Source organism: Saccharopolyspora montiporae (assembly GCF_015209505.1).
GTDB lineage: Bacteria > Actinomycetota > Actinomycetes > Mycobacteriales > Pseudonocardiaceae > Saccharopolyspora > Saccharopolyspora montiporae.
Map to the genome: position 1 here is coordinate 1 of NZ_JADEYC010000039.1, position 22,756 is coordinate 22,756.

General features: G+C 72.1%; 22 protein-coding genes. 5 read left to right on the top strand and 17 right to left on the bottom strand.

All coding sequences use genetic code 11. The annotated features are described in order from the left end of the window. The coding region (locus IQ251_RS17655; RefSeq protein WP_193929801.1) for an ATP-binding protein at positions 1–2,183 on the top strand (2,183 nt) is incomplete at its 5' end. Here IQ251_RS17655 and IQ251_RS20040 read toward each other — a convergent pair. Together IQ251_RS20040 and IQ251_RS17660 are read right to left on the bottom strand one after the other, a co-directional pair. Then, a complete protein-coding gene (locus IQ251_RS20040; RefSeq protein WP_255526621.1) occupies positions 2,184–2,312 on the bottom strand; it encodes a hypothetical protein in 129 nt (42 codons plus the stop codon). It lies immediately after the preceding gene. A gap of 160 nt (positions 2,313–2,472) precedes the next feature. After that, positions 2,473–3,579 carry a tartrate dehydrogenase gene (locus IQ251_RS17660; protein ID WP_193929803.1) on the bottom strand — a complete coding sequence of 369 codons (1,107 nt, stop codon included), beginning with the start codon at positions 3,577–3,579 and terminating at the stop codon, positions 2,473–2,475. Positions 3,580–3,651: 72 nt separating this feature from the next. Here IQ251_RS17660 and IQ251_RS17665 point away from each other — a divergent pair, with 72 nt between their 5' ends. Together IQ251_RS17665 and IQ251_RS17670 are read left to right on the top strand one after the other, a co-directional pair. Further along, complete coding sequence (locus IQ251_RS17665) at positions 3,652–4,653, top strand: PHP domain-containing protein (RefSeq protein ID WP_193929805.1); 1,002 nt, start codon at positions 3,652–3,654, stop codon at positions 4,651–4,653. Positions 4,654–4,682: 29 nt separating this feature from the next. Beyond that, positions 4,683–5,192: a MarR family winged helix-turn-helix transcriptional regulator gene (locus IQ251_RS17670; protein ID WP_193929807.1), complete on the top strand. Its 510-nt coding sequence runs from the start codon at positions 4,683–4,685 to the stop codon at positions 5,190–5,192. Positions 5,193–5,198: 6 nt separating this feature from the next. Here IQ251_RS17670 and IQ251_RS17675 read toward each other — a convergent pair whose 3' ends face one another. From IQ251_RS17675 to IQ251_RS17705, 7 genes are all read right to left on the bottom strand, one after another. Beyond that, positions 5,199–7,076: an ABC transporter ATP-binding protein gene (locus IQ251_RS17675; protein WP_370591482.1), complete on the bottom strand. Its 1,878-nt coding sequence runs from the start codon at positions 7,074–7,076 to the stop codon at positions 5,199–5,201. Positions 7,077–7,159: 83 nt separating this feature from the next. After that, positions 7,160–7,372 carry a DUF8847 domain-containing protein gene (locus tag IQ251_RS17680; protein ID WP_193929809.1) on the bottom strand — a complete coding sequence of 71 codons (213 nt, stop codon included), beginning with the start codon at positions 7,370–7,372 and terminating at the stop codon, positions 7,160–7,162. Between the two features lie 93 nt (positions 7,373–7,465). Further along, positions 7,466–8,629, bottom strand: coding sequence for an acyl-CoA dehydrogenase family protein (locus IQ251_RS17685; RefSeq protein WP_228047432.1), 1,164 nt, complete (start codon positions 8,627–8,629; stop codon positions 7,466–7,468). 85 nt (positions 8,630–8,714) lie between these two features. After that, positions 8,715–9,350 carry a LutC/YkgG family protein gene (locus IQ251_RS17690; RefSeq protein ID WP_193929810.1) on the bottom strand — a complete coding sequence of 212 codons (636 nt, stop codon included), beginning with the start codon at positions 9,348–9,350 and terminating at the stop codon, positions 8,715–8,717. Further along, positions 9,347–10,771, bottom strand: coding sequence for a LutB/LldF family L-lactate oxidation iron-sulfur protein (locus IQ251_RS17695; protein WP_193929899.1), 1,425 nt, complete (start codon positions 10,769–10,771; stop codon positions 9,347–9,349). Before IQ251_RS17695 ends, IQ251_RS17690 begins: the two co-directional genes overlap by 4 nt. 17 nt (positions 10,772–10,788) lie before the next feature. Next, positions 10,789–11,523: a (Fe-S)-binding protein gene (locus IQ251_RS17700; RefSeq protein WP_193929812.1), complete on the bottom strand. Its 735-nt coding sequence runs from the start codon at positions 11,521–11,523 to the stop codon at positions 10,789–10,791. A 37-nt stretch (positions 11,524–11,560) separates the two neighbouring features. Beyond that, positions 11,561–13,198, bottom strand: a complete 1,638-nt coding sequence (locus tag IQ251_RS17705; RefSeq protein ID WP_193929814.1) for an L-lactate permease — start codon at positions 13,196–13,198, stop codon at positions 11,561–11,563. Between the two features lie 113 nt (positions 13,199–13,311). Here IQ251_RS17705 and IQ251_RS17710 point away from each other — a divergent pair, with 113 nt between their 5' ends. Beyond that, positions 13,312–14,100: a FadR/GntR family transcriptional regulator gene (locus tag IQ251_RS17710; RefSeq protein WP_193929816.1), complete on the top strand. Its 789-nt coding sequence runs from the start codon at positions 13,312–13,314 to the stop codon at positions 14,098–14,100. A 3-nt stretch (positions 14,101–14,103) separates the two neighbouring features. Here the strand turns inward: IQ251_RS17710 and IQ251_RS17715 are convergent, their stop codons facing one another. From IQ251_RS17715 to IQ251_RS17750, 8 genes are all read right to left on the bottom strand, one after another. Next, positions 14,104–14,910 (bottom strand): IclR family transcriptional regulator domain-containing protein, encoded by an 807-nt coding sequence (locus IQ251_RS17715; protein WP_193929818.1) that lies wholly within the window; start codon positions 14,908–14,910, stop codon positions 14,104–14,106. A gap of 109 nt (positions 14,911–15,019) precedes the next feature. After that, positions 15,020–16,165, bottom strand: a complete 1,146-nt coding sequence (pcaDC, locus tag IQ251_RS17720; RefSeq protein ID WP_193929820.1) for a bifunctional 3-oxoadipate enol-lactonase/4-carboxymuconolactone decarboxylase PcaDC — start codon at positions 16,163–16,165, stop codon at positions 15,020–15,022. Further along, positions 16,162–17,520 carry a 3-carboxy-cis,cis-muconate cycloisomerase gene (pcaB, locus tag IQ251_RS17725; RefSeq protein ID WP_228047434.1) on the bottom strand — a complete coding sequence of 453 codons (1,359 nt, stop codon included), beginning with the start codon at positions 17,518–17,520 and terminating at the stop codon, positions 16,162–16,164. Before pcaB ends, pcaDC begins: the two co-directional genes overlap by 4 nt. After that, complete coding sequence (pcaG, locus tag IQ251_RS17730) at positions 17,492–18,067, bottom strand: protocatechuate 3,4-dioxygenase subunit alpha (RefSeq protein ID WP_193929821.1); 576 nt, start codon at positions 18,065–18,067, stop codon at positions 17,492–17,494. The genes pcaB and pcaG overlap by 29 nt, the downstream gene beginning before the upstream one ends. Then, positions 18,067–18,813, bottom strand: a complete 747-nt coding sequence (gene pcaH, locus IQ251_RS17735; protein WP_193929822.1) for a protocatechuate 3,4-dioxygenase subunit beta — start codon at positions 18,811–18,813, stop codon at positions 18,067–18,069. The genes pcaG and pcaH overlap by 1 nt, the downstream gene beginning before the upstream one ends. Positions 18,814–18,837: 24 nt before the next feature. Further along, on the bottom strand, positions 18,838–19,623 hold the full coding sequence (locus IQ251_RS17740; RefSeq protein ID WP_193929823.1) for a CoA-transferase subunit beta: 786 nt from the start codon (positions 19,621–19,623) through the stop codon (positions 18,838–18,840). Continuing rightward, a complete protein-coding gene (locus IQ251_RS17745; RefSeq protein WP_193929825.1) occupies positions 19,623–20,441 on the bottom strand; it encodes a CoA transferase subunit A in 819 nt (272 codons plus the stop codon). The genes IQ251_RS17740 and IQ251_RS17745 overlap by 1 nt, the downstream gene beginning before the upstream one ends. Positions 20,442–20,581: 140 nt before the next feature. Then, complete coding sequence (locus IQ251_RS17750; RefSeq protein WP_193929827.1) at positions 20,582–21,067, bottom strand: NUDIX domain-containing protein; 486 nt, start codon at positions 21,065–21,067, stop codon at positions 20,582–20,584. A 210-nt stretch (positions 21,068–21,277) separates the two neighbouring features. Here IQ251_RS17750 and IQ251_RS17755 point away from each other — a divergent pair, with 210 nt between their 5' ends. Beyond that, entirely contained in the window at positions 21,278–22,738 is a 1,461-nt protein-coding gene (locus tag IQ251_RS17755; protein WP_193929829.1) for an Nramp family divalent metal transporter, read from the top strand. The last annotated feature ends 18 nt before the right edge of the window (positions 22,739–22,756 follow it).

Below are 22,756 nucleotides of genomic sequence, written 5' to 3' on the forward strand. Positions count from 1 at the left end.
CCTTCGCCGCGGAGGTCACCCGGGTGGCGCGCGAGGTCGGTACCGAGGGCAAGCTCGGCGGGCAGGCCGAGGTGGCCGACGTGTCCGGGACCTGGCGCCGACTCACCGAGAGCGTCAACCGGCTGGCAGGCAACCTCACCACCCAGGTGCGGGCGATCGCCGGTGTGGCCACCGCCGTGGCCGAAGGCGATCTGACCCGCCGCATCGACGTCGCCGCCTCCGGCGAAGTGGCCGAGCTCAAGGACGACATCAACGCGATGATCGGGCACCTGCGCGCCAGCACGGAGGCCAACCGGGAGCAGGACTGGCTCAAGAGCAACCTCGCGCGCATCTCGGCGGCGCTGCAGGAGTGCCACGACCTCGGCGAGCTCGCGCAGCTGATCACCACCGAGCTCACCCCGCTGGTCTCGGCGCAGTACGGCGGCTTCTACCTGCGCAGCACCGATACCGACGGCGGGGTGGTGCTGGAGCGCACCTCCTCCTACGGTCGCGCCCCGCAGGACGGCCCGCCGCCGCGGTTCCGGCTCGGCGAGTCGCTGGTGGGCCAGGCCGCCGCCGACGGGCGCACGATCCGGGTCACCGACGCCCCGCCCGGGCACGTGCGCATCGGCACCGGGCTGGGCCAGTCGGTGCCGGGCAGCGTGGTGGTGCTGCCGGTGTCGTTCGAGGACGAGGTGCAGGCTGTCCTCGAACTCGCCTCGGTGCACGAGTTCACGCCGGTGCACCTGGACCTGTTGGAGCGGCTCAGCGGCAGCATCGGCGTGGACATCAACACCATCCGCGTCAACTCGCGCACCGCCGCGCTGCTCGGCGATTCGCAGCGGCTGGCCGCCGAGCTGCGCACCCGGTCCGAACAGCTGCAGCACCAGCAGGACGAGCTGCGCCGGTCCAACGCGGAGCTGGAGGACAAGGCCGAGCAGCTGGCCGGGCGCAACCGGGACATCGAGCTGAAGAACCAGGAGATCGAGCAGGCGCGCCAGCAGCTGGAGCAGCGCGCCCAGGAACTCGCCAGCGCCTCGGCCTACAAGTCCGAGTTCCTGGCCAACATGTCGCACGAACTGCGCACTCCGCTCAACAGCGTGCTGATCCTGGCCAAGCTGCTGTCCGACAACGCGGCGGGCAACCTCACCGAGGAGCAGGTGGATCTGGCAGGCACCATCCACCAGGCCGGCGGCGATCTGCTGCAGATGATCAACGACGTGCTGGATCTGTCCAAAGTGGAAGCAGGGCGGATGTTCCTGCTGCCGGAGGACGTTGCGCCGTCCGAGATCGCGGCCGGGGTGCGGGCCATGTACGAACCGGTCGCCGCCGACCGCGGTCTGGGCTTCGAGGTGCGCGTCGAACCGGGCGCCCCGGAGGTGCTGCGCACCGATCGCAACCGGCTGGACCAGATTCTGCGCAACCTGGTGTCCAACGCGGTCCGGTTCACCGAGCAGGGGTCGGTGCTGCTGCGGATCCGCCCCGCCGAGCCCGGTGAGACGCCTGCCGGTGCCGAACAGGCCGAGCCCGCGGTCGCCTTCGAGGTGAGCGACTCCGGCATCGGCATCGCGCCGGACCAGCTCGATGCCGTGTTCGAAGCTTTCCGCCAGGCCGACGGCACCGCGGTGCGCAACTACGGCGGAACCGGGCTGGGCCTGTCGATCAGCAAGGAACTCACCACGCTACTGCACGGGGAACTCGCCGTGCGCAGCGAGCCTGGTCAGGGCAGCACCTTCACCCTCTACCTGCCGGGGCAGCCGCCCGAGCAGGAGGAGGGAGTCGAGGTCAGCGGCCCGGAGATTGCCGCGCAACCGTCCGCGGAAGCGCGGTTCAGCGGGCAGCTGGTGCTGCTCATCGACGACGACGCGCGCGGCCGGCACGCGCTGGCCGCCGCGCTGCAGCAGCGCGGGCTGCGGATCGCCGAAGCCGACGGGGCGTCGGCGGGCATCCGGGTGCTGCGGGAGGGATCCGAGGTCGACGCCGTGCTGATGGACGTGATGATGCCCGGCATGGACGGCAATTCGGCGATCGAACTGATCCGGGAGGTTCCCCGGTTCCGGAACCTGCCGGTGATCGCCGTCACGGCCCAGGCGCTACCGGACGACCGGGAACGCAGCCTCGCGGCCGGCGCTACCGAGGCGATCAGCAAACCCGTCGACGTGGCGGAACTGGCCGGGGTGCTGGCCGCTGTGCTGCCGCGATGATCAGGTGTCCCGCCCGCCCGGATCCTCGTCGGTGGTCGGGAGTTCGGCCAACTGCTCGCGGAACTCGCGGGCCCACACCAGATCGCGCACGAAGGTCGCGTCGAAGTGGTCGACGCCGTGCGGTTCCATTCGCGTACCTGCCTTTCACGGGGCATGTCCAACCACCGACCGTAACCGCCGCAGCGCATCCGCTGGGGCGGGCCCCGTGGTGCCGGTGCCGCTGGGGCTGCTGGGGTGCGCGGGGCAGGCGCCCGACGGTCGCCGCAACGACCGCCGGGCGCGGCGCGGGTCAGCCGACCGCGTCGGCGATCGCCGCCCCCAGGTCCGCGGTGGAGGCGTTGCCGCCCAGGTCGGGCGTGTGCGGGGCGGTGGGGTCGCCGAGCACACGCTCGATGGCGGCCACCACGTTCGCACCCGCTTCGGTGAGCCCCAGGTGGTCGAGCATCATGGCCGCCGACCAGATCTGGCCCACCGGGTTGGCCACCCCGCGCCCGGCGATGTCCGGGGCGGAGCCGTGCACCGGTTCGAACATCGACGGGTGCTCGCCCTCCGGGTTGATGTTGGCCGATGGGGCCACGCCGATGGTGCCGGTCACACCGGGGCCCAGGTCGGAGAGGATGTCGCCGAACAGGTTGCTGGCCACCACCACGTCGAAGCGCTCCGGCTGCATCACGAATCGTGCGCACAGGATGTCGATGTGGTGCTCGTCGACCGCGACCTCCGGGTGCTCGGCGGCGATGGCCCGGAACCGCTCGTCCCAGTAGGGCATCGAGTAGTAGATGCCGTTGGACTTGGTCGCCGAGGACACGTGCGGCGTGCCGAGCCGCTCGGCCAGGTCGAAGGCGTAGCGGATGATCCGGTCGGTGCCGTGCCGGGTGAACGCGGCGGTCTGCACCACCATTTCGGCGGGCGTGCCCTCGCCCTGCCTGCCGCCGATCTTGGAGTACTCGCCCTCGGAGTTCTCCCGCACGACCCAGAAGTCGATGTCGCCGGGCTGCTTGTCCCGCACGGGCGGGGTCACCCCGGGCAGCAGGCGCACCGGGCGCAGGTTGACGTACTGGTCGAAGGCCCGCCGGATCGGCAGCAGCAACCCCCACAGCGACACGTGGTCCGGCACGCCCGGCCAGCCGACCGCGCCGAGCAGGATCGCGTCGTGCCCGCTCAGCTGGTCCAGGCCGTCCTCGGGCATCATTCGCCCGGTGTTGGCGTAGGTTTCGCAGCTCCAGTCGAAATGCCGGTAGTCGAACCGCACGTCGTGCCGGGCGCCGACCGCGTCCAGCACCCGCAGCGCCTCCGGCATGACCTCGTTCCCGATTCCGTCTCCTGGCAGGATCGCCAGTTCGTACCGCTGCACGGACACCTCGCTCGTGTTCTCGTCGACCGCTTGCCCGGCCATCCAACCCCCGTGCACCCGGTTCGGCCAAGCCCTCGCGGTGCGCGCCCGGACGGCGGGCGTTATCAAGGATCCGTGGACGCGGTGCAGGCCCTGCGTGAGATCGCGTTCCTGCTGGAACGCGCGGACGCCCCCACTTACCGGGTGCGGGCGTTCCGGAACGCGGCCGCGGCCGCCGAGCAGCGCGCAGACCTCGAGCGGCGGGCCGCCGAGGGCACGCTGACCCGGCTGGCCGGGATCGGCGGTACGACCGCGGGCGTGATCGAGCAGGCGCTGCGCGGCACGGTGCCGGACTACCTGCAGCAGTTGCGCGAACAACGCACCGACGACGCCGGGCCCGGGAAAGCGCTGCGCAGGGCGTTGCGCGGGGACTGCCACACCCATTCCGAGTGGTCGGACGGGGCCGCGCCGATCGCCGAGATGGCCGCGGCGGCGGCCTGGCTGGGCCACGAGTGGGTGGCGCTGACCGATCACTCCCCGCGGCTGACCGTCGCGCACGGGCTCTCCGCCGCGCGGCTGCGCGAGCAGCTGGACCTCATCGCCGGCATCAACCGGGATCTCGCCCCGTTCCGCGTGTTGACCGGCATCGAGGTGGACATCCTCGACGACGGGTCGCTGGACCAGGACGAGGACCTGCTGGCCGAGCTGGACCTGGTGGTGGCCAGCGTGCACTCCCGGCTGCGGATGGATGCCCAGCCGATGACCCGCCGGATCTGCGCCGCGGTGGCGAATCCGCACGTGGACGTGCTGGGGCATTGCACCGGGCGACGCCTCGGCACCCGGCCGCGCCCGCAGTCGGCCTTCGACGCCGCCGCGGTGTTCACCGCCTGCCGCAACCACGGGGTCGCGGTGGAGATCAACTCGCGTCCGGACCGGCTGGACCCGCCGCGCGGGCTGATCCGGCTGGCCGCCGATCTCGGCTGCTCGTTCACCGTCGACTCCGACGCGCACGCCCCCGGCCAGCTGGACTGGCTGGCGCACGGATGCCGCCGGGCGGCCGAGTGCGACCTGCAGCCGGAGCAGATCCGCAACACCGGCACCGCCGAGCAGCTGCTGGCACGCACCGCACGACATTGAACCTTCAAAAATCGGCGTATCCTTGCGGGATGACCGAACCGAGGTGGCTCGACGAGGAGCAGCAGGCAGCCTGGCGCAAGCTGGCCGCGCTGCTGACGGTCATCCCCGCATCGCTGGATGCGCAGCTCCAGCGCGACGCCGATCTGACCCACTTCGGCTACTGGGTGCTGGCGATGCTGTCCGAGAGCCCGGACCGGCGGCTGCGGATGAGCGATCTGGCCGGGCGGGCCAATGCCTCGCCGTCGCGGGTCTCGCACGTGGTCTCCCGGTTGGAGCGGGAGGGCTGGGTGCGCAGGCACCGCGCCGCCGGCGATGCGCGCGGCAGCGTGGCGCAGCTGACCGACGCCGGGTTCGGCAAGCTCACCGCCAGCGCCCCCGGGCACGTCGAGCAGGTGCGGTCGCTGATCTTCGACGGGCTCACCCGCGACCAGGTCCGGCAGCTCGACGAACTCAGCGCGGCGATCCTGCAGCACCTGGACCCGGACCGCAGGCTGTGCACCGGACCGGGCACGCCGCCGATGCCCGAATCCGGGAGTTGACCGCGGTCAGGCCACCGACCGCGGATCCTGGTCCTGGCGGAACTGGGTGCGGTGCAGTTCGGCGTACCGGCCGCCCGCGGCGAGCAGCTCGGCGTGCGTGCCCTGCTCGGCGATGCGGCCGCCGGCGACGACCAGGATGCGGTCGGCGCGGCGGATCGTGGACAGCCGGTGCGCGATGACCAGTGCGGTGCGCCCGGTCAGCGCGGTTTCCAGCGCGCGCTGCACGGCGGCTTCGGACTCGGAATCCAGGTGCGCGGTCGCTTCGTCGAGCACCACCACCGGCGGGGCCTTGAGCAGGAGGCGAGCGATGGCCAGCCGCTGCTTCTCGCCGCCGGAGAGCCGGAATCCGCGATCGCCGACCACTGTGGACAGGCCATCGGGCAGGTCGTCGACGAGTGCGCCGAGCTGCGCGGTGCGCAGCGCCGCGAGCAGCTCCTCGTCGGATGCGCCGGGTTCGGCCAGCAGCAGGTTCTCCCGGATCGTGTCGTGGAACAGGTGCGCGTCCTGGGTGACCACCCCGACGTGGTCGTGCAGCGAGGACAGCAGCACCCCGCGCACGTCCCGCCCGCCGATGCGCACCGCGCCCGCATCGACGTCGTAGAGGCGCGCCGCCAGCTGGGTGATCGTGGTCTTGCCCGCCCCGGAATGCCCGACCAGCGCGATGGTCTGGCCCGCCTCCGCCCGGAACGAGACGTCGCGCAGCACGTCGTGCGCCGGGGAACGGTCCTCCCGGGCGATCGACTCCAGCGAGGCCAGCGAGATCCGCTCCGCGGACGGGTAGCTGAACGCTACCCGGTCGAACTCCACCGCGGCAGGCCCATCGGGAAGCGCGGTGGCGTCCGGGGCGTCGCGGATCATCGGCTCCAGATCCAGCACCTCGAAGACCCGGTCGAAGCTGACCAGCGCCGTCATCACGTCGACGTGCACGTTGGACAGCGCCGTCAGCGGTCCGTAGAGCCGGTTGAGCAGCGTCGCCAGCGCCACCAAGGTGCCGAGCTCGAAGGCACCGCCGATGACCAGACCGCCGCCGAGCCCGTACACCACCGCCGTCGCCAGTGCGGTCAGCAGGGTCAGCGCCACGAAGAACACCTGGCTGTACATCGCCGAGACCACGCCCATGTCCCGCACCCGGCGGGCGCGTCCGGAGAAGCGCTGCGATTCCTCGTCGGTGCGGCCGTAGAGCTTGGTCAGCATCGCCCCGCCGACGCCGAACCGCTCGGTCATCAGCGAGCTCATCTCGGCGTCCAGCCGCATCTGCTCGCGGGTGACCCGCTGCAGCCGCTTGCCGACCCAGCGCACCGGCAGCAGGAACAGCGGCAGCAGCACCAGTGCGACCAGGGTGATCTGCCAGGACAGCGTGAGCATGGTGGCCAGCACGAGCACCAGGCTCAGCACATTGGACACGATCGACGACAACGTGGTGGTCAGTGCGCGCTGTGCCCCGATCACATCGTTGTTCAGCCTGCTGACCAGCGCCCCGGTCTGCGCCCGGGTGAAGAACGCGACCGGCATTCGCTGCACGTGGTCGAACACCTCGGAGCGCAGATCGAAGATCAGCCCCTCGCCGAGGCGGGAGGAGAACCAGCGCTGCAGCAGGCCGAGCACGGCCTCCAGCACCGCCACTGCCGCGACCGCCAGCGCCAGCAGCACGACCAGCGACATGTTCCGCGGGACGATCCCGTTGTCGATGATGGCCTTGAACAGCAGCGGATTGACCACCCCGAGCACGGCGGCCACCGCGACCGCGATCAGGAACGGCACGATGTCACGCGCGTACGGGCGGGCGTAGCCGAGGATGCGCCGGGCGAGGCCGGGGGAGAGCCGTTGCGCGGTCACCGAGGTGTCCTTGGTGAACGAGCGCATCGCCTGCCAACTGGTGCTCAAGATCGTTTCCCCCTCTGCTGCCCGGTGCTGCGAACGATCCTGCGCCTTGGAGTGCGGTCGAAGTCAACCGCGCACCGCCCGGTTCAGGTCTGCGCGCCCACGTAGACGAATTCCCAGGCCGCTCGGCCGCCGCGCCGGGCGCGCTCGTAGACCAGCACCGGAGCCCGCGCGCGGCTGTCCCGGGTGGCGACCGGTAGCTCGATGCGCGGAACGGGTCTGCCGCCGGTGTCCGTGGCGACGTCGACCTCGTGGCCGTCCTTCGGCCCGCCCCGCAGCCGCACCCGGATCTCGCCCACGGTCCGGTCCTCCGCTCTCGCTCGGCGATGTCCCGGGTGGGACCTGCGCCGGAGCCGCCGGGTTCCCCCGGTCACCGGATCGTGTGCGCCGGGTCAGAGCATCTCGGTGATCTCCGGGTCCAGGTCCAGCAGGATCCGCCCGAAGAGCTCGGCGCTGGTGGCCGGGTCGATCAGCGCGTGCCGGCCGGCGGTCTGCGCGTCGCGCAGCAGGCCGTGCAGCGGACTGGTCTCCGCCAGCGACCCCGCCCCGTGCGCGGTGATCAGCTCGTCGAGCGCGCGGTGGCACTGGCGCACCGCGTGCACCGCCCGCATGCGCAGGCGTGTGCGCAGGACCGGATCCGGGTGCGTGCCGTCCGCGGCGTGCTGCTGCAGCACCCGGACCGCGTCGTCGGCGGCCACCCGCGCGGCGTCGGTCTTGGCGGCCGCTTCGGCCACAGCCAGTTGGAACGCGGGCGAATCCTGCTGGCGCGCACGGCTGGTGAACGGCACCCCGCGGCTGCCTGCCCGGTCGAGCACGTGCTCCAGCGCGGCCTCGGCCATGCTCAGCATCGGGGCGGTCAGCAGCGTCGCCAGCGCCGGGACCAGCGCCATCCGGTACCGCGGGTGGGTGTGCTCGGTCGGGAAGTCGCCGCGCGTCAGCGGAGCCCGGGCCAGGACCCGGTGATCCGGGACGAACAGCTCCCGCCCGCTGAGCAGCTCGCTACCGGTGGCGCGCATGCCGAGCACGTGCCAGGTATCGGTGATCACGAGCTCGTCCGTCGGCACCAGCACCAGCGCGCTGCTCCCGTCGGGCTGCCGGGTGCCGAGCATGGCCCAGCGCGCGTGCCGGCAGCCGGAGGCCGGCGCCCAGGAACCGCTGACCAGCCAGCCGCCGCCGGTCCGGGTGCTGCTGCCTTTCGGGGTCAGCACCTGGCACGTGCTCGTGTCCGGCCCGGTGGCGAAGACCTCGCGTTGCGCCCGGACGTCGAACTGCGCGGTGAGCCAGTCGCCCACGCCGAGGATCATGACCAACCAGCCCGCCGCCGGGTCCGCGCGGGTGACCTCGCGGACCAGCTGCACCATCCCGGCCAGGTCCAGCCCCGCGCCGCCGAAGGACTCCGGCACCCAGCCGCGCAGCGCGCCCGCCCCGCGCAGACCCGCGACGGCCCGATCGGTGAGCCTGCGGTCGCGTTCCCCGGCGGGCCGCTCGTCGCGGAGCAGGTCGTGCAGCCCGCGAGCGCGGTGCACGACGTCGGTGCCGGTCGCGGTGCGTGCCATGGCCTCCTCCGTTCCGGCCGCGGGGTGGGTGCGCCGCGGACGATCCTGGCACATCGGGTGGTCCGGACACCCGGGCCTCCGGTGGTCAGTCGGCGGCCACCAGCACGTGCAGCGTGCGCGGGCCGTGCACCCCCTCGACCCGCTTGAGCTCGATATCGCTGGTCGCCGACGGGCCGCTGATGAACGTGGTCGGCCGCGCCGGGTCCAGCCGGGCCAGCGCGGCCGGCACGTCGTCGACGATCTGCGCTTCGCGCACCACGCACACGTGCACGTCCGGCACCAGGGTCAGCGCCCGCCGCCCCTGGTCGGCTCCGTGGTCGAGCACGATGGTGCCGGTCGTGGCGATGCCGACCGCGGCGGCGGTGGCCACCGCGTCGATGCGGTCGAGGTCGGCCGCCTCCGGTTCGCCCGCGACGTGCGCGAACTCCGCCTGCAACGCCTGGCACCACTCCTGCGGTACCTCGCCGGGGGTGGCCGTGCTGCGTGCTCCGGTCGCGCGCACCGACTCGGCGATCGCTGCGGGCAGGTCCGCGCCGGTCACCCGCTGCACGGTCGCCCGGTAGTCGGCGACGCGGGCGCAGAACAGCTCCACGACGTCCGGGCTCGGACGCGACCGCGCGTAGTCGCGGGGGATGTCGGCAGCGGGCAGGCGCGTCGTGCGCTGCAGCGCCGAGCGCACCCGGCCCAGCACCGCTGCGCGGGCTTCGGACGGCACGGTCACGATGGGTCTCCTCGGGTTCGCTTCCACCACGCGCGGAAGGACTCCGCCGCGGGTGCGGGGGCGTCGCGGGCATCGGTCCACCGGGACAGCGGGGGAGGGAGCCGCCCGAACCGGCCGGCGCGGCCCGCGAACCGCCGGCCGGCCGCGGCGACCCGCTGCGCGAGCTCCATCCGCCGCCGGTCGCCGAACATCCAGCTCGCCGCGCCCATGGCCGCGTCCAGCGGCGCGTCTCGCGGCCCGTGCTCCTCGGTCACCCGGGTGCGCAAGTGCACCAGCACATCCGGGATGTTGATCGCGACCGGGCACACGTCGTAACAGGCCCCGCACAGCGAGGACGCGTACGGCAGCGCGCGGTCCACATCGGACTCGGTTCCGCGCAGCTGCGGGTTGAGGATCGCGCCGATCGGGCCCGGGTACACCGACCCGTAAGCGTGCCCGCCGGTGCGCTCGTAGACCGGGCAGACGTTCAGGCACGCCGAGCAGCGGATGCAGCGCAGCGCCTGCGCACCCACCTCGTCGGCCAGCGCGTCGGTGCGCCCGTTGTCCAGCAGCACCACGTGGAAGTCCTGCGGGCCGTCGTCGGCGCGCACCCCGGTCCAGGTGGAGGTGTAGGGGTTCATCCGCTCCCCGGTGCTCGACCGCGGTAGCAGCTGCAGGAACACCTCCAGGTCCTGCCAGCTCGGCACCAGCTTCTCGATGCCCACCACGCTGATCAGCGTTTCCGGCATCGTCAGGCACATCCGCCCGTTGCCCTCGGATTCGACGACCACGAGCGTCCCGCTGTCGGCGACGGCGAAGTTCGCCCCGGACACGGCCACCTTGGCGCGCAGGAACTTCTCCCGCAGGTGTCGGCGCGCTGCCTCGGCCAGCCGCACCGGGTCGTCGGTGAGGTCCGCGGGCGCGGGAACGCCGGCCTCGCCCATGTGCTCGCGGAAGATCTCCCGGATCTCGGCGCGGTTGCGGTGGATCGCGGGCACGAGGATGTGGCTCGGGGCGTCTTCGCCGAGCTGGACGATGAGCTCGGCGAGATCGGTCTCCCACGCCGAGATGCCCGCTTCGGCGAGCGCTTCGTTGAGCTCGATCTCCTGCGTGGCCATGGATTTCACCTTGACCACCTCGGACTCCCCGGTGTCGCGCACCAGTCCGGTCACGATGCGGTTGGCCTCGGCCGCGTCCCGCGCCCAGTGCACGGTTCCGCCTGCCTCGGTCACGGCGCGCTCGAAGCGCTCCAGGTAGTCGTCCAGATAGGACAGCGTGTGCGCCTTGATCGCCGCACCCGCTTCGCGCAGCTGCGCCCAGTCGTCGAGCTCGTCGACCACCGCCGCGCGCTTGCCGCGGATCGTGGCGGTGGCGGCACCCACGTTGTGCCGCAGCTGCGAATCGGCCAACGCGGTCTTGGCCGCCTGCGGGAACGCGGGCATGCCCAGGAACGTGTCGCTCAACGGTCTTCTCCTTCCGCGGCGGCGAGGATCTCGGCCAGGTGCAGCACGCGCACCCCGGAGCGCTGCCGGGACAGCAGCCCACCGATGTGCATCAGGCAGGAGCTGTCCCCGGCGCAGAGCACCTGGGCACCGGTGTCGCGCACGTGCCGCGCTTTGTCGGCGCCCATGGCCACCGAGACGTCCGGGTTCTTCAGCGCGAACGTGCCACCGAACCCGCAGCACTCGTCGGCCTGCGGCAGCTCGGCGAGGTCGAGCCCGCGCACCGCGCGCAGCAGCTGCAGCGGTTTGTCCCCGACGCGCAGCAGCCTGCTGGAGTGGCAGGTCGGGTGGTAGGTGACCCGGTGCGGGAACCGGGCGCCCACGTCGGTCACCCCGAGCACGTCGACGAGGAACTCGGACAGCTCGTGCACCCGCGGCGCGATCCGCTGCACGGAGCGGGTCAGCCCGGGGTCCCCGGCGGCGACGGTCTCGTGCTGGTGGCGCACCGAACCCACGCAGGACCCGGACGGTGCCACCACCGCGTCGTAGCCGTCGAAGGCGTCGACGAAGGTGCGCACCGAGGTGCGCGCTTGGCGCCGGTAGCCGGTGTTGGTGTGCATCTGGCCGCAGCAGGTCTGCGCCAGCGGGAACTCCACCCGGCAGCCGAGGCGTTCCAGCACCTGGACCGTGGCCTTCGGCGCGTCCGGGAACATGGTGTCCCCCAGGCACGTCGCGAACAGCGCCACCTTCACGGCTTCCCCTCACTCCTCGACGATCCGGTTCCGCGGGTCACAGCGGCAGCGTCCAGGCCAGGACACCGGACTGCAGGAACACCAGCGCGCACAGCGCCAGCAGCAGTCCGAGGCTCCATTTGACCACCGCCCGCAGGATCACGGCCTCCTGACCGGCCAGCCCCACGGCCGTGGCGACGATGGTCAGGTTCTGCGGACTGATCATCTTGCCCATCACGCCGCCGGAGGTGTTGGCGGCCAGCAGCAGCGCCGGATCGACGCCGACCCGCTGCGCGGCCACCTGCTGCAGTCCGGAGAACAACGCGTTGGCGCTGGTGTCCGACCCGGTCACCGCCACGCCCAGCCAGCCGAGCACGGGCGAGAGGAACACGAACGCGCCGCCGGCCGCGGCGATGGCGGTGCCGACCGTGGCGGTCTGGCCGGAGTGGTTCATCACGTAGGCCAGCGCCAGCACGCTGAGCACGGTCAGGCCCGCCCAGCGCATGCTCGCCGCGGTTCCGGCGAGCTCCAGCAGCGCCGCCCGCAACCGGATCCGGTAGACGAGGGCGACCACACCCCCGCACAGCAGCAGCAGGGTGCCCGGGGTGGACAGCCACGCCAGGTCGAACGCGGTCGTGCTGTCCGGTTCGCCCGCGGCGCTGAACACCTGGCCGTGCAATCCGGGCCAGGGGATCTCCACGTCGGTGGCGGCCAGCGCGTCCTCCAGCGGCCCGATGAGCTTGACCGCTGCGAACACCACGATCACCAGCAGGTAGGGGAACAGCGCCAGCAGCGTGCGGGTGGCCGTGAGCGGTTTCGCGCCGGCGGTCTCCGCGGTCGTCGGAGTCCCGGTGAGCACCCTGTTGCGGGCGTCGGTGCCGCCGCGCGGCTGCCAGAACCGCAGCAGCACCAGCAGGGCCAGGGCACCGACCAGCGCTGAGACGATGTCGGTGAGCTGCACCGAGACGTAGTTGGCGCACACGAACTGGGCGAGCGCGAACGCGGCGCCGCTGGCCAGGGTGGCGGGCCAGGTCTCGCGCACCCCGCGCTTGCCGTCGATGACGGCGACCAGCAGCAGTGGGACCACCAGCGCCAGCACCGGGGTCTGCCGGCCGACCACCGCGCCGATCGTTTCGTAGGGCACGCCGGTGAGCTCGCCCGCGGTGATGATCGGTGTGCCCAGCGCGCCGAAGGCGACCGGCGCGGTGTTGGCCAGCAGCACCGTGATCGCCGCCCGCAGCGGCGGGAAACCCAGTGCCACGAGCATCATCCCGGTGATGGCCACCGGCGCGCCGAACCCGGCCAGCGCTTCCAGCAGACCGCCGAAGCAGAACGCGATGACCACGGCCTGCACCCGCGGGTCCGGGGAGATCGCGCCGAAGGCGGTGCGCAGGTCCTCGAACCGGCCGCTGCGCACGGTCAGCTGGTGCAGCCAGATCGCGGTGACCAGGATCCAGAGCACGGGCAGCAGGCCGAACGCCGCGCCCTGCCCGGCCGACAGCAGGGCCTTGTCCGCCGGCATCCCGTAGCCGGCCACGGCCACGACCAGCGCCGCGGCCAGTCCGCTCAATCCGGCCCAGTGCGCCCGCACGCGCAGCACGCCGAGCAGCACGAAAACGATGATCAGGGGTAACGCCGCGAGGAAGGCGGACAGCACGAGGCTGCCCGCGATGGGCGCGATGCTGGGTTGGTACACGGTCGCGACACCTCTCTGTGCCCGGTTCGTACGGACCAAAACTATGGTCTGACCAAAGCCAGCGGTACTCTAGGGACGCTCGCGGTGGTTGTAAAGAAGTGGGAGGACGGGCGATGGCCGGATTCGCGGCCGACGACGGCGACCAGGACGGCAGCGCCTGGCGCCCGCTGGTCCGCGCGCACACCTACGAACTCGTCGTCGAGCGCATCGAGGAGCAGATCCTGGACGGCACGCTGCGCGTCGGCGACCGGCTGCCCGCCGAGCGCGATCTGGCCGGCATGCTCGGAATCAGCCGCTCGGCGGTGCGCGAAGCGCTGCGCGCGCTGCAGGCGCAAGGAGTGCTGCGCATGGCCGTGGGGACCGGTCCGGACTCGGGTACCACCGTGGCCGCGATGCCCAGCCAGGCGTTGACCCGGCTCTTGCGCCTGCACGTGGGATTGGCGAACTTCCCGCTGCGTGACGTGGTGGAGGCGCGCGTGGCGCTGGAGCGGGCCAGCGCGCGCAGCGCGGCGCTGGCGGCCACCGACGCCGATCTCGCCGAACTCCGCGACCTCCTGGACCGGATGGACGACCCGGATCAAGATCGCGACCGGTTCAACGAGCTGGACACCGACTTCCACGTCGCCATCGCCGAAGCCAGTGGCAACCGGTTGGTCGCGGACATGACCATCGCCATCCGCGAGTCGCTGCGCTGCCCGCTGCAGCAGGCGTTCCGCGATCTCGGCGACTCCTGGGGACCCATCGCCGAGGTGCTGCGCGAGGACCACCGAGGCGTGCTGCGCGCGCTGGCCGACCGCGATCCGCAGCAGGCCGAGCAGCGCATGGAGGCGCACATCCGCGGCTTCTACGCCCGGATCCCGGAGGTCGCGGGTCCGGACGCGCGCACCGACCCGCGGGGTTGACCGCTAGCTCGTGGCCGCGCCGCTTCCCGCGTTCGGCGCGACGCGCAGGTCGGCCTCGATGCGTTCGGCGGTGGCCAGCAGCGGCGGCAGCAGGTTCTGCTGCGCCTGCTCGGGGGTCGTGCGGGTGGCGTGCGAGGAGATGTTCACCGCGGCCACCACCCGGTGCGAGCGGTCGCGGATCGGGGCGGCGATCGAGCGCAGCCCCGCCTCCAGCTCCTGGTCCACCAGCGCCCAACCCTGCTCGTGGGTGCGGGCGAGTTCGCGCCGGAGGTCCTCGGAGGTGGTGATGGTGTGCGGCCCCAGGGGTTCCAGCGCCGCCGAGCCCACCCGGCGCTCCAGCTCGGCCGGGGTGAGGTCGGCCAGCAGCACCCGGCCCATCGAGGTGGCATAGGCCGGGAAGCGGGTGCCGATGTTGATCGACACGGTCATGATCCGCGAGGTGGGCACGCGCGCGACGTAGACGATGTCCGGGCCGTCCAGCACCGACACCGACGCCGATTCGTGCACCTCGCCGACCAGCTGCTCCAGGTACGGCTGGGCGATCTCGGGCAACGACAGGCTGGACAGGTAGGCGAAGCCGAGTTCGAGCACCCGCGGGGTGAGCGTGAACACCCGCCCGTCGGTCCACACGTAACCCAGCTGCACCAGGGTGTGCAGGAAGCGCCGGGCCGCCGCGCGCGAAAGGTCCGTCGCCCGGGCCACTTCCGCCAGGGTCATCTCCGGGTTCGACTCGTCGAAGGCGCGGATGACCATGAGTCCGCGCGCCAGCGACTGGACGTAACCGCCGTTCTGGTCGGACACGGGCTCCATGATGCTCTCCTCCGGGGATGTCGCTGCGCCGGCACCGGCGGGCAAACCTACCTCAGCGGCCCGGACCGGTCGCGGGCTCGGGGCAGGCCGGTCCCGAGCCCGCGGCGCGTCAGTCCGCGTCCTGTTCGGACTCCGCGGACAGGATCCGGTCGGCGATGCCGAACGCGGCGTTGGCGCGCGGCACTCCCGCGTAAACCGCCACGTGCATGAGCACCTCGCGGATCTCCTCGGCCTCGACACCGTTGCGGCGCGCGGCGCGCACGTGCATCGCGAACTCGTCGTCCAGACCCCGCGCGGCGAGGATGGCCAGGGTCAGCATGCTGCGCGTCTCGCGCGGCACGGCGTCGCTGCTCCACAGCTCGCCCCAGGCGTAGCGGGTGATGAAGTCCTGGAACCCCTCGGTGAACGAGGTGATCTTCGCGGTGGCGCGGTCCACGTGCTCATCGCCGAGGACCTGCCTGCGGGTGCGCATGCCCTGCTCGCGGCGCGAGTCGTCGTCCCCGGCGGTGAAGTGCTGCAGCAGCAGCCGGTTGACCGCCGCGGGCTGCTCGGCGTTGGCCAGGTGCGCGGCCGGGGACAGCACCTCCACCCGGGCCCCGGGCACTCCCGCGGCGATCTGCTCGGCGTGCGCGGGCGGGGTCGCCGGGTCCTCGGCACCGGCGATCACCAGCGTCGGCGCCGAGATCCGGCCGAGCCCGTCGAGCAGATCCATCTCGGCGATCGCCTCGCAGCAGCCGGCGTAGCCCTCCGGGTCGCAGGCCCGGATCATCCCGCCGAACTTCGCGGCGACCTCGGGGTCCTGAGCCAGTTCGGGGGTGAACCACTTGGGCAGCGACGGCTCCACCATCGCCGCCATGCCCTGCTCGCGGACCACCGCGGCGCGCTCGGTCCACATCGACGGCGGCCCGAGCGCGGCCGAGGTGCAGATGAGCGCCAGGCCCGCGATGCGGTCCGGGGCGTTCTCGGCCAGCCACATCCCGGTCATCCCGCCCAGGGACACGCCCGCGAAGTGCGCCCGGGCGATGCCCAGCTGGTCCAGCAGCTGCAGCACGTCCCCGCCGAGCTGCTCCAGGGTGAACGGCCCCGGGGCCGACGGGCTGGCGCCGTGTCCGCGCTGGTCGTAGCGCAGCACCCGGAAGTGCCGCTGCAGCGCGGGGACCTGCTCGTCCCACAGCGACAGGTCCGTGCCCAGCGAGTTGGACAGCACGACGACCGGCGCGTCCTGCGGTCCGGTCAGCTCGTAGTTCAGGTTCAACGGTCCTGCCTTTCGGCGTGTGCGGTGCGGGCCCGGTCCGCGAACTCCGCGGCCGAGCCCAGGTGGTCGGCGGGTTCGGTGGCTCGGTGGATGTCCTCGGCCGAGAGGATCTCGCGCACCCGCGGTTCGGCGAGCAACTCCGCGCGCAGCGAGCTGCCCCGCTCGACGGTCCGCCGGCACAGCTCGGTGACCAGGTCCTGGCCCGCGGTGCGGCCGAGTTCGGCCACCAACGGCCCGGCCGCGCTCTCGGCCATCACGAGACCGCGCGTCAGACCGAGGTTCTCGCTCATCCGCTCGGGGCGCACCCGCAGTCCGGCGAGCAGCTCGCGCGTGCGGGCGGCAGCGGAGGCGACCAGCCGCAGCAGTTCGCCGAGCGGTTCCCACTCGGCCTGCCAGCTCCCCGCCGCGCGCTCGTACTCCTGGCGCATCGCGCCCAGCAACGTGCTCACCAGGCCGGGCGCCCGCTCGGCTGCGGCCGTGACGAGCACCGAACCGACCGGGTTCTGCTTGTGCGGCATCGCCGAGGAGCCACCGGAGCGGCCCTCGGCGAGTTCCCCGACTTCGGTCTGCGCGTGCAGTGTCACGTCCAGCGCGATCTTGCCCAGCGCCCCGGCGGCGGTGCCCAGGCTGCCGGCCAGTTCCGCGATGCGGGTGCGGTCGGTGTGCCAGGGCACGACCGGCTCGGCCAGGCCCAGCTCGGCGGCCAGCAGGCCCACGACCCGCGGACCGTCCGGACCGAGCGCGGACAGCGTTCCGGCGGGCCCGCCCAACTGCACGGCCAGCCGCTGCCGGTGCAGGACCTGCAGCGCGCCGGCGGCCTCGTCCAGCGAGGTCAGCCACGTGGCGGCGCGGGCGCCGAACGTGGTGGGCAGCGCCTGCTGGAGCAGCGAGCGGGCGATCATCGGGGTCGTGCGGTGCTCCGCGGCCAGCCGGGCGCATTCGTCGGCCGCACCGCGCAGATCGGCCAGCACTCCGTCCAGGACCCCGCGGCACACCAGCATCGCGGCGGTGTCCAGCACGTCCTGGCTGGTCGCCCCGCGGTGCACGTGCGGGCGGGCCTCGGCCGGGACCAGCTCGGTGAGGTCGCGCACCAGCGGGATCACCGGGGTGGCCGAGCCCGCGGCCCGCTCGGCGATCGAGGCGGCGTCGAACAGCTCGGCGCGGCAGCAGCGGGCGATGTCCGCCGCGGCGTCCGGCGGGACGAGTCCGGCCGCCGCCTGCGCGGTGGCCAGCGCGCCCTCGAAGTCCAGCATGGCCTGCAGCCACGCCTGTGCACCGGAGTGCCGGGTGGCCTCCGGTGTGCTGAACATCGGCCCGAACAGCCCGTCAGACGGCGAAGAAGACTGTTTCGTCATCACCCTGCACCCGGATGTCGAAGCGGTACCCGTGCTCGCCGGCGGCGGCGATGAGCGTACCCCGCCGCTGCGGATCCACTGTGGACAACACGGGGTCCGCAGCGTTGGCCTCCGGCTCGTCGTCGAAGTAGATGCGGGTCACCACGCGGTTGAGCATGCCGCGGGCCAGCACCGTGACGTCGATGTGCGGAGCCTCGGTGCGCCCGTCCGGGGTCGGCAGCGGACCCGGCTTGACGGTGCGGAACCAGAACCGCCCGTCGGCATCGGTGGGGCAGCGGCCGAAACCCTGCCAGGCCGAGGTTTCCGGGCGCGGGTCGTCCGGGTGGTCGAAGCGGCCCTGCGCATCGGCCTGCCAGATCTCCAGCATCCCGTCCGGGATGGGATCGCCGTTGCCGTCGGTGAGCCGCCCGGTCAGCTGCACGGCGCCCGGAGTGCCCTCGGCGACGACGTCCGGACCGTCGTCCCACAGGACTCCGCCGGGCAGGGCGAAGAACGGGCCCACGGTCTGCGACGGGGTCGTGGCCGGCGGGGGAGTGCTCTCGCTCATCAGTCGTCGTCCTCCTCGTCCTCGAACACCGAGGCGTGCGGCCCGCGCAGCACGATGTCGAACTTGTAGCTCAACGCCCATTCGGGCACCGTCGTGTCGAGGTCGAACCGGGAGATCATCCGGTCGCGCGCCTTCGGGTCCCGCACCGAGTTGAAGATCGGGTCCTGGTAGAACAGCGGGTCGCCCGGGAAGTACATCTGGGTGATCAGCCGCTGGGTGAACGCCTGCCCGCACAGGGAGAAGTGGATGTGCGCCGGGCGCCAGGCGTTGTCGTGGTTGCGCCACGGGTAGGCGCCGGGCTTGATCGTGATGAACCGGTAGAAGCCGTCCTCGTCGGTCATGCACCGGCCGGTACCGGAGAAGTTCGGGTCCAGCGGGGCCGGGTGCCGGTCGCCCTGGTGCAGGTAGCGGCCCGCCGAATTCGCCTGCCAGACCTCCACGAGCGTGTTCGGCACCGGCTTGCCGCCGGAGTCCAACACCCGCCCGCTGACGATGATCCGCTCACCGAGCGGTTCGCCGTCGTGCTGCACCGTGAGGTCGTGGTCGTGCTCCCCGCAGCGGTCCTGGCCCAGCAGCGGGCCGGTGACCTCGGTCAGGTACTCCGGCAGGTACTGCAGCGGCTGCTGGGGGTGGCGCAGCGCCGACGAGTGGTACTCGGGCGTGTTCAGCGCCGGGTGCGACGCGTCGTCCCGAGCGTAGGAGGGCAGGATCAGCCCGGTCGACGACCGGCTCTCCTTGGTGGTCATCGCAGCTCCTCGGTTCGTTCCCGGTCAATCCGCCTCGGCGACGGTGGCCTTGAGCTCGCGCAGCACGCGCAGCTCCTGCTCGGTCGGCGCCTGCTGCACGCCGGGCGCGTCCACGACCTGCAGCGGCCAGCCGATGGCCTCGCGGGCCTGGTCGGCGGTGGAGCCCGGGCTCAGCGTGGTGAGGGTGAGCTCGCTGGTGTCCGGGTCCGGTTCCAGGATGCCGAGGTCGGTGATGATTTTCATCGGCCCCCCGCCGGGCAGGCCCAGCTTCTCCCGGTCGCCCTTGCCGCTGCCGTAGCCGACCGAGGTGACGAAGTCGAGCTGCTCGACGAAGTTGCGCGGGCTGGCCCGCATGACGATCAGGACCTCCTTGCAGGACGCGGCGATCTCGGGAGCACCGCCGGCACCGGGCAACCGGACCTTCGGGTTGCGGTAGTCGCCGCCGATGACCGTGGTGTTGATGTTGCCGAACCGGTCGACCTGCGCGCCGCCGAGGAACCCGACGTCGATGCGCCCGGGCTGCAGCCAGTAGTTGAAGATCTCCGCGGAGCTGACCACGGAGTCGGCCGTGTCGGCCAGCACCCCGTCGCCGATGGACAGCGGCAGCCGGTCCGGTTTGGCGCCCAGCGTGCCGGACTCGTAGACCAGGACCAGTTCCGGCGCGTGCGTGCGGCGCGCCAGGTTGGCCGCGGTGCTGGGCAGGCCGATGCCGACGAAGCAGCTCCCGCCGTCCTGCAGCGAGCGGGCCGCGGCCACGGTCATCATCTCGTCGGCGGTGAACTCGGACGCGGTGGATTCGGACGCCGTCATCACGCGCTCCTCTCGGCGCCGTAGACCTCGGTCTGCAGCCATTCTTCGAACGTCTCGCGGTCCCGTCCGATCGGGTCCCACTGCTGGTAGTAGGCGTTGTCCCGGTCGTAGTACCCCTGCGCGTAGGAGGGGTGCGACCCGCCCGGGACCTCGGCCACGGCCGACACCGCCCACTTGGGCAGCACCACGGCGCCCGGCCGCGGGGTGAGTTCGTCGACCACTTCCTCGACGGTGACCAGCGACCGGCTGGAGGCCAGCACGGTCTCCTTCTGCACCCCGGTGATACCCCACATCTGCACGTTGCCCTGCCGGTCGGCCTGCTGGGCGTGGATGATGCCCACGTCCGGGTTGACCGCGGGCACCGCGGCCAGCTCCTCTCCGGTGAACGGGCACTCGATCATCTTGATCGTCGAGGTCTGCGCGGGCAGGTCGGTGCCCTTGTAACCGCGCAGCACCGCGAACGGCAGCCCGGAGGCGCCGGCGACGTAGCGGTTGGCCATGCCCGCGTGGCTGTGCTCCTCGATCTCCAGCGGCACCGGCCAGGAGTGCTGGATGGCATCGCGGAAGCGGTGCAGCGAGCCGACGCCGGGGTTGCCGCCCCAGGAGAACACGAGCTTGCGCGCGCAGCCGGCGCCGATCATCTGGTCGTAGATGATGTCCGGTGTCATGCGGACCAGCGTCAGGTCGCGCCGCCGCTGCCGGATGATCTCGTGCCCGGCCGCCACCGGGATGAGGTGGGTGAAGCCCTCCAGGGCGACCGTATCGCCGTCCCGGACCAGCTCCTCGACGGCTTCTCGAAGCCGCAGGATGCGTGCCACCCCGACCAACTCCACTCTGTACGCATAGTGAACGTATGTGCTTTATGCGAACGATAGAAGGCGTGTTGCGATCAGGTCAAGAGGTGTCGGAGGTGTGCGGGACGGGTCCGCGGCTCAGTGGCGCCCGGGGTGTCCCGGGCTCAGAGGTGGCCGGACTCCGGGAGTCCGTCCGCGGGCAGGCCGAACACGGCCACCGCGGCCTCGGCGGCCGCTGATGCCTGCTGGTAGCCGGTCTCGCCCCAGGCCAGCAGGTCGCCGGCTTTGCCCGGGTGCACCAGCAGCCGGTCGTAGGTGCGTCCGCTGTCCGGATCGGGCAGCGGCGGGTGCGCGAGGGTGATCAGCGCGGCCATGCGCACCTGCGCGTACGGCGCGATGCCGTCGTCGACGCACTGGTAGCCGAGGTAGTGCGGATCGCCGATGTCGACCGTGACCTCCTCGTGCGCTTCGCGGCGCAGGATGTCGCGGTAGTGGACCTCGCCGACCTCCGGGCGGCCGCCGGGCAGCGAGTGCTTGCCGTGGTCGAGCCGGATCAGCAGCCTCCCGTCCGGCACGAACAGGAAGCCGTACACCTGGCGCACCGGCAGGTGGTCCGGCACGGGGTGGGTGTGCCAGGTGAACTTGGGCATCGCTGCTCCCTCCCGCGGCGGCTCGAACGGCTCAGGCTAGCCCAGCGAACCCCGGGTTCGGGGGTGCGCCGCGCGCTCGCCGCCGGGATCGGCACCGGGCGCGGAGTGTGCGGCACTTCACAATCCGGCCGGGTGCTTGGTATACCCGTGGCTTCGCCGCGCCCGATCACCCGGGTGCTGCGCCGGCAGCGCACTCCGCAGGAGGCAACGATGCCCACCACGAAGGACGGCGAGTTACCGGAAGAAGGCGCCATCGCGCATGAACTCCCCAGCAGGTTCCTGCCCCCGGCGACCTACCGAAACATCCCCGAACCGCGCAAGTTCCGGACCGTGTTCGGCGCCAGCATCATCCTCACCGCCACCGCGATCGGCTCCGGTGAGTTCGTGCTCTGGCCCTACATCACCTCCCAGGTCGGCCTGGTCCTGATGTGGACCGCCGTGCTCGGGTTCTTCATCCAGTACGTGCTCAACATGGAGATCGAGCGCTACACGCTGGCCACCGGTGAAACGGCGGTCACCGGCTTCACCCGCATCTGGGCGCCGCTGGGCACCACGATCATGCTCTTGGCGATCATCCCGAACCTCTGGCCAGGTTGGGGGACCGGAGCGGCGACCATCCTCACCTACGTCGCCGGCGCCGGGGACCCGGTGATCGTGGCGATCGCGGCCATGCTGACCATCGGCGCGGTGCTGACCCTGTCCAAGGTCGTCTACCGCACGGTGGAGAAGATCGAGCTGGTGCTCGTCGGCGGGATCACCGTGTTCCTGGTGGTCGCCGCGGTGATCGGGACCGGGGCCTCCGACTGGGCCGCGTTCGGCACCAGCTTCGCCCACGTCGGCCGGATCCCGCCGGTCGAGGAGCTCGGCGGGATCGCCGCCTTGCTCGGGGCGATCGCCTTCGCCGGTGCCGGTGGCGGGAACAACCTGGTGCAGAGCAACTGGGCCCGGGACAAGCAGATGGGCATGGGCGGCTACCTGCCGCGGGTCACCTCGCCGTTCACCGGGCACGAAGCCGCCGCGGCCGGGACCGGGTACATGTTCCTGGACACCCCGGACAACCGCCGCCGCTGGCGCGGGTGGTGGCGGGTCGCCAACACCGAGCAGTTCTTCACCTTCTTCGTGCTCGGCTGCGCGACGCTGGTGATCATGTCGGTGCTGGCCTACGCGACCGTCTTCGGGATGCCGCTGCCCTCCGGCGAGTTCGACTTCATCCGCGAGCAGGGGCACGTGTTCGCCGAACGCTTCGGCGGGTGGTTCCGCACCGCGTTCTGGGCCGCCGGCGCCATCGCCCTGTTCTCCACCCAGATCGGCATCATGGACTGGGTCAGCAGGCTCACCGCCGACACGCTCAAGGTGACGTTCTTCCGCACCAGCACGCGGATCACCGAGAGCCGCATCTACTTCGGCATGGTGTGGCTGCTGATCGTGGCCGGGTCGGTGATCCTGCTGTCCGGGATGCAGGAACCGCTGCTGCTCATCCTCATCTCCTCCTCCGCGGGCGGGGTGGTGATGTTCCTGTACTCCATGCTGCTCATCTACACCAACCGCCGGTTCCTGCCCGGGGCGATCCGGCTGCGTGGGTGGCGGCTGGCGATGATGCTGGTCGCGGTCGTGTTCTACGGGTACTTCTCGATCGCGCTGCTGGCCGACCAGCTCGGCAAGCTGGTGTGACTGGATTCGGCCGGACGG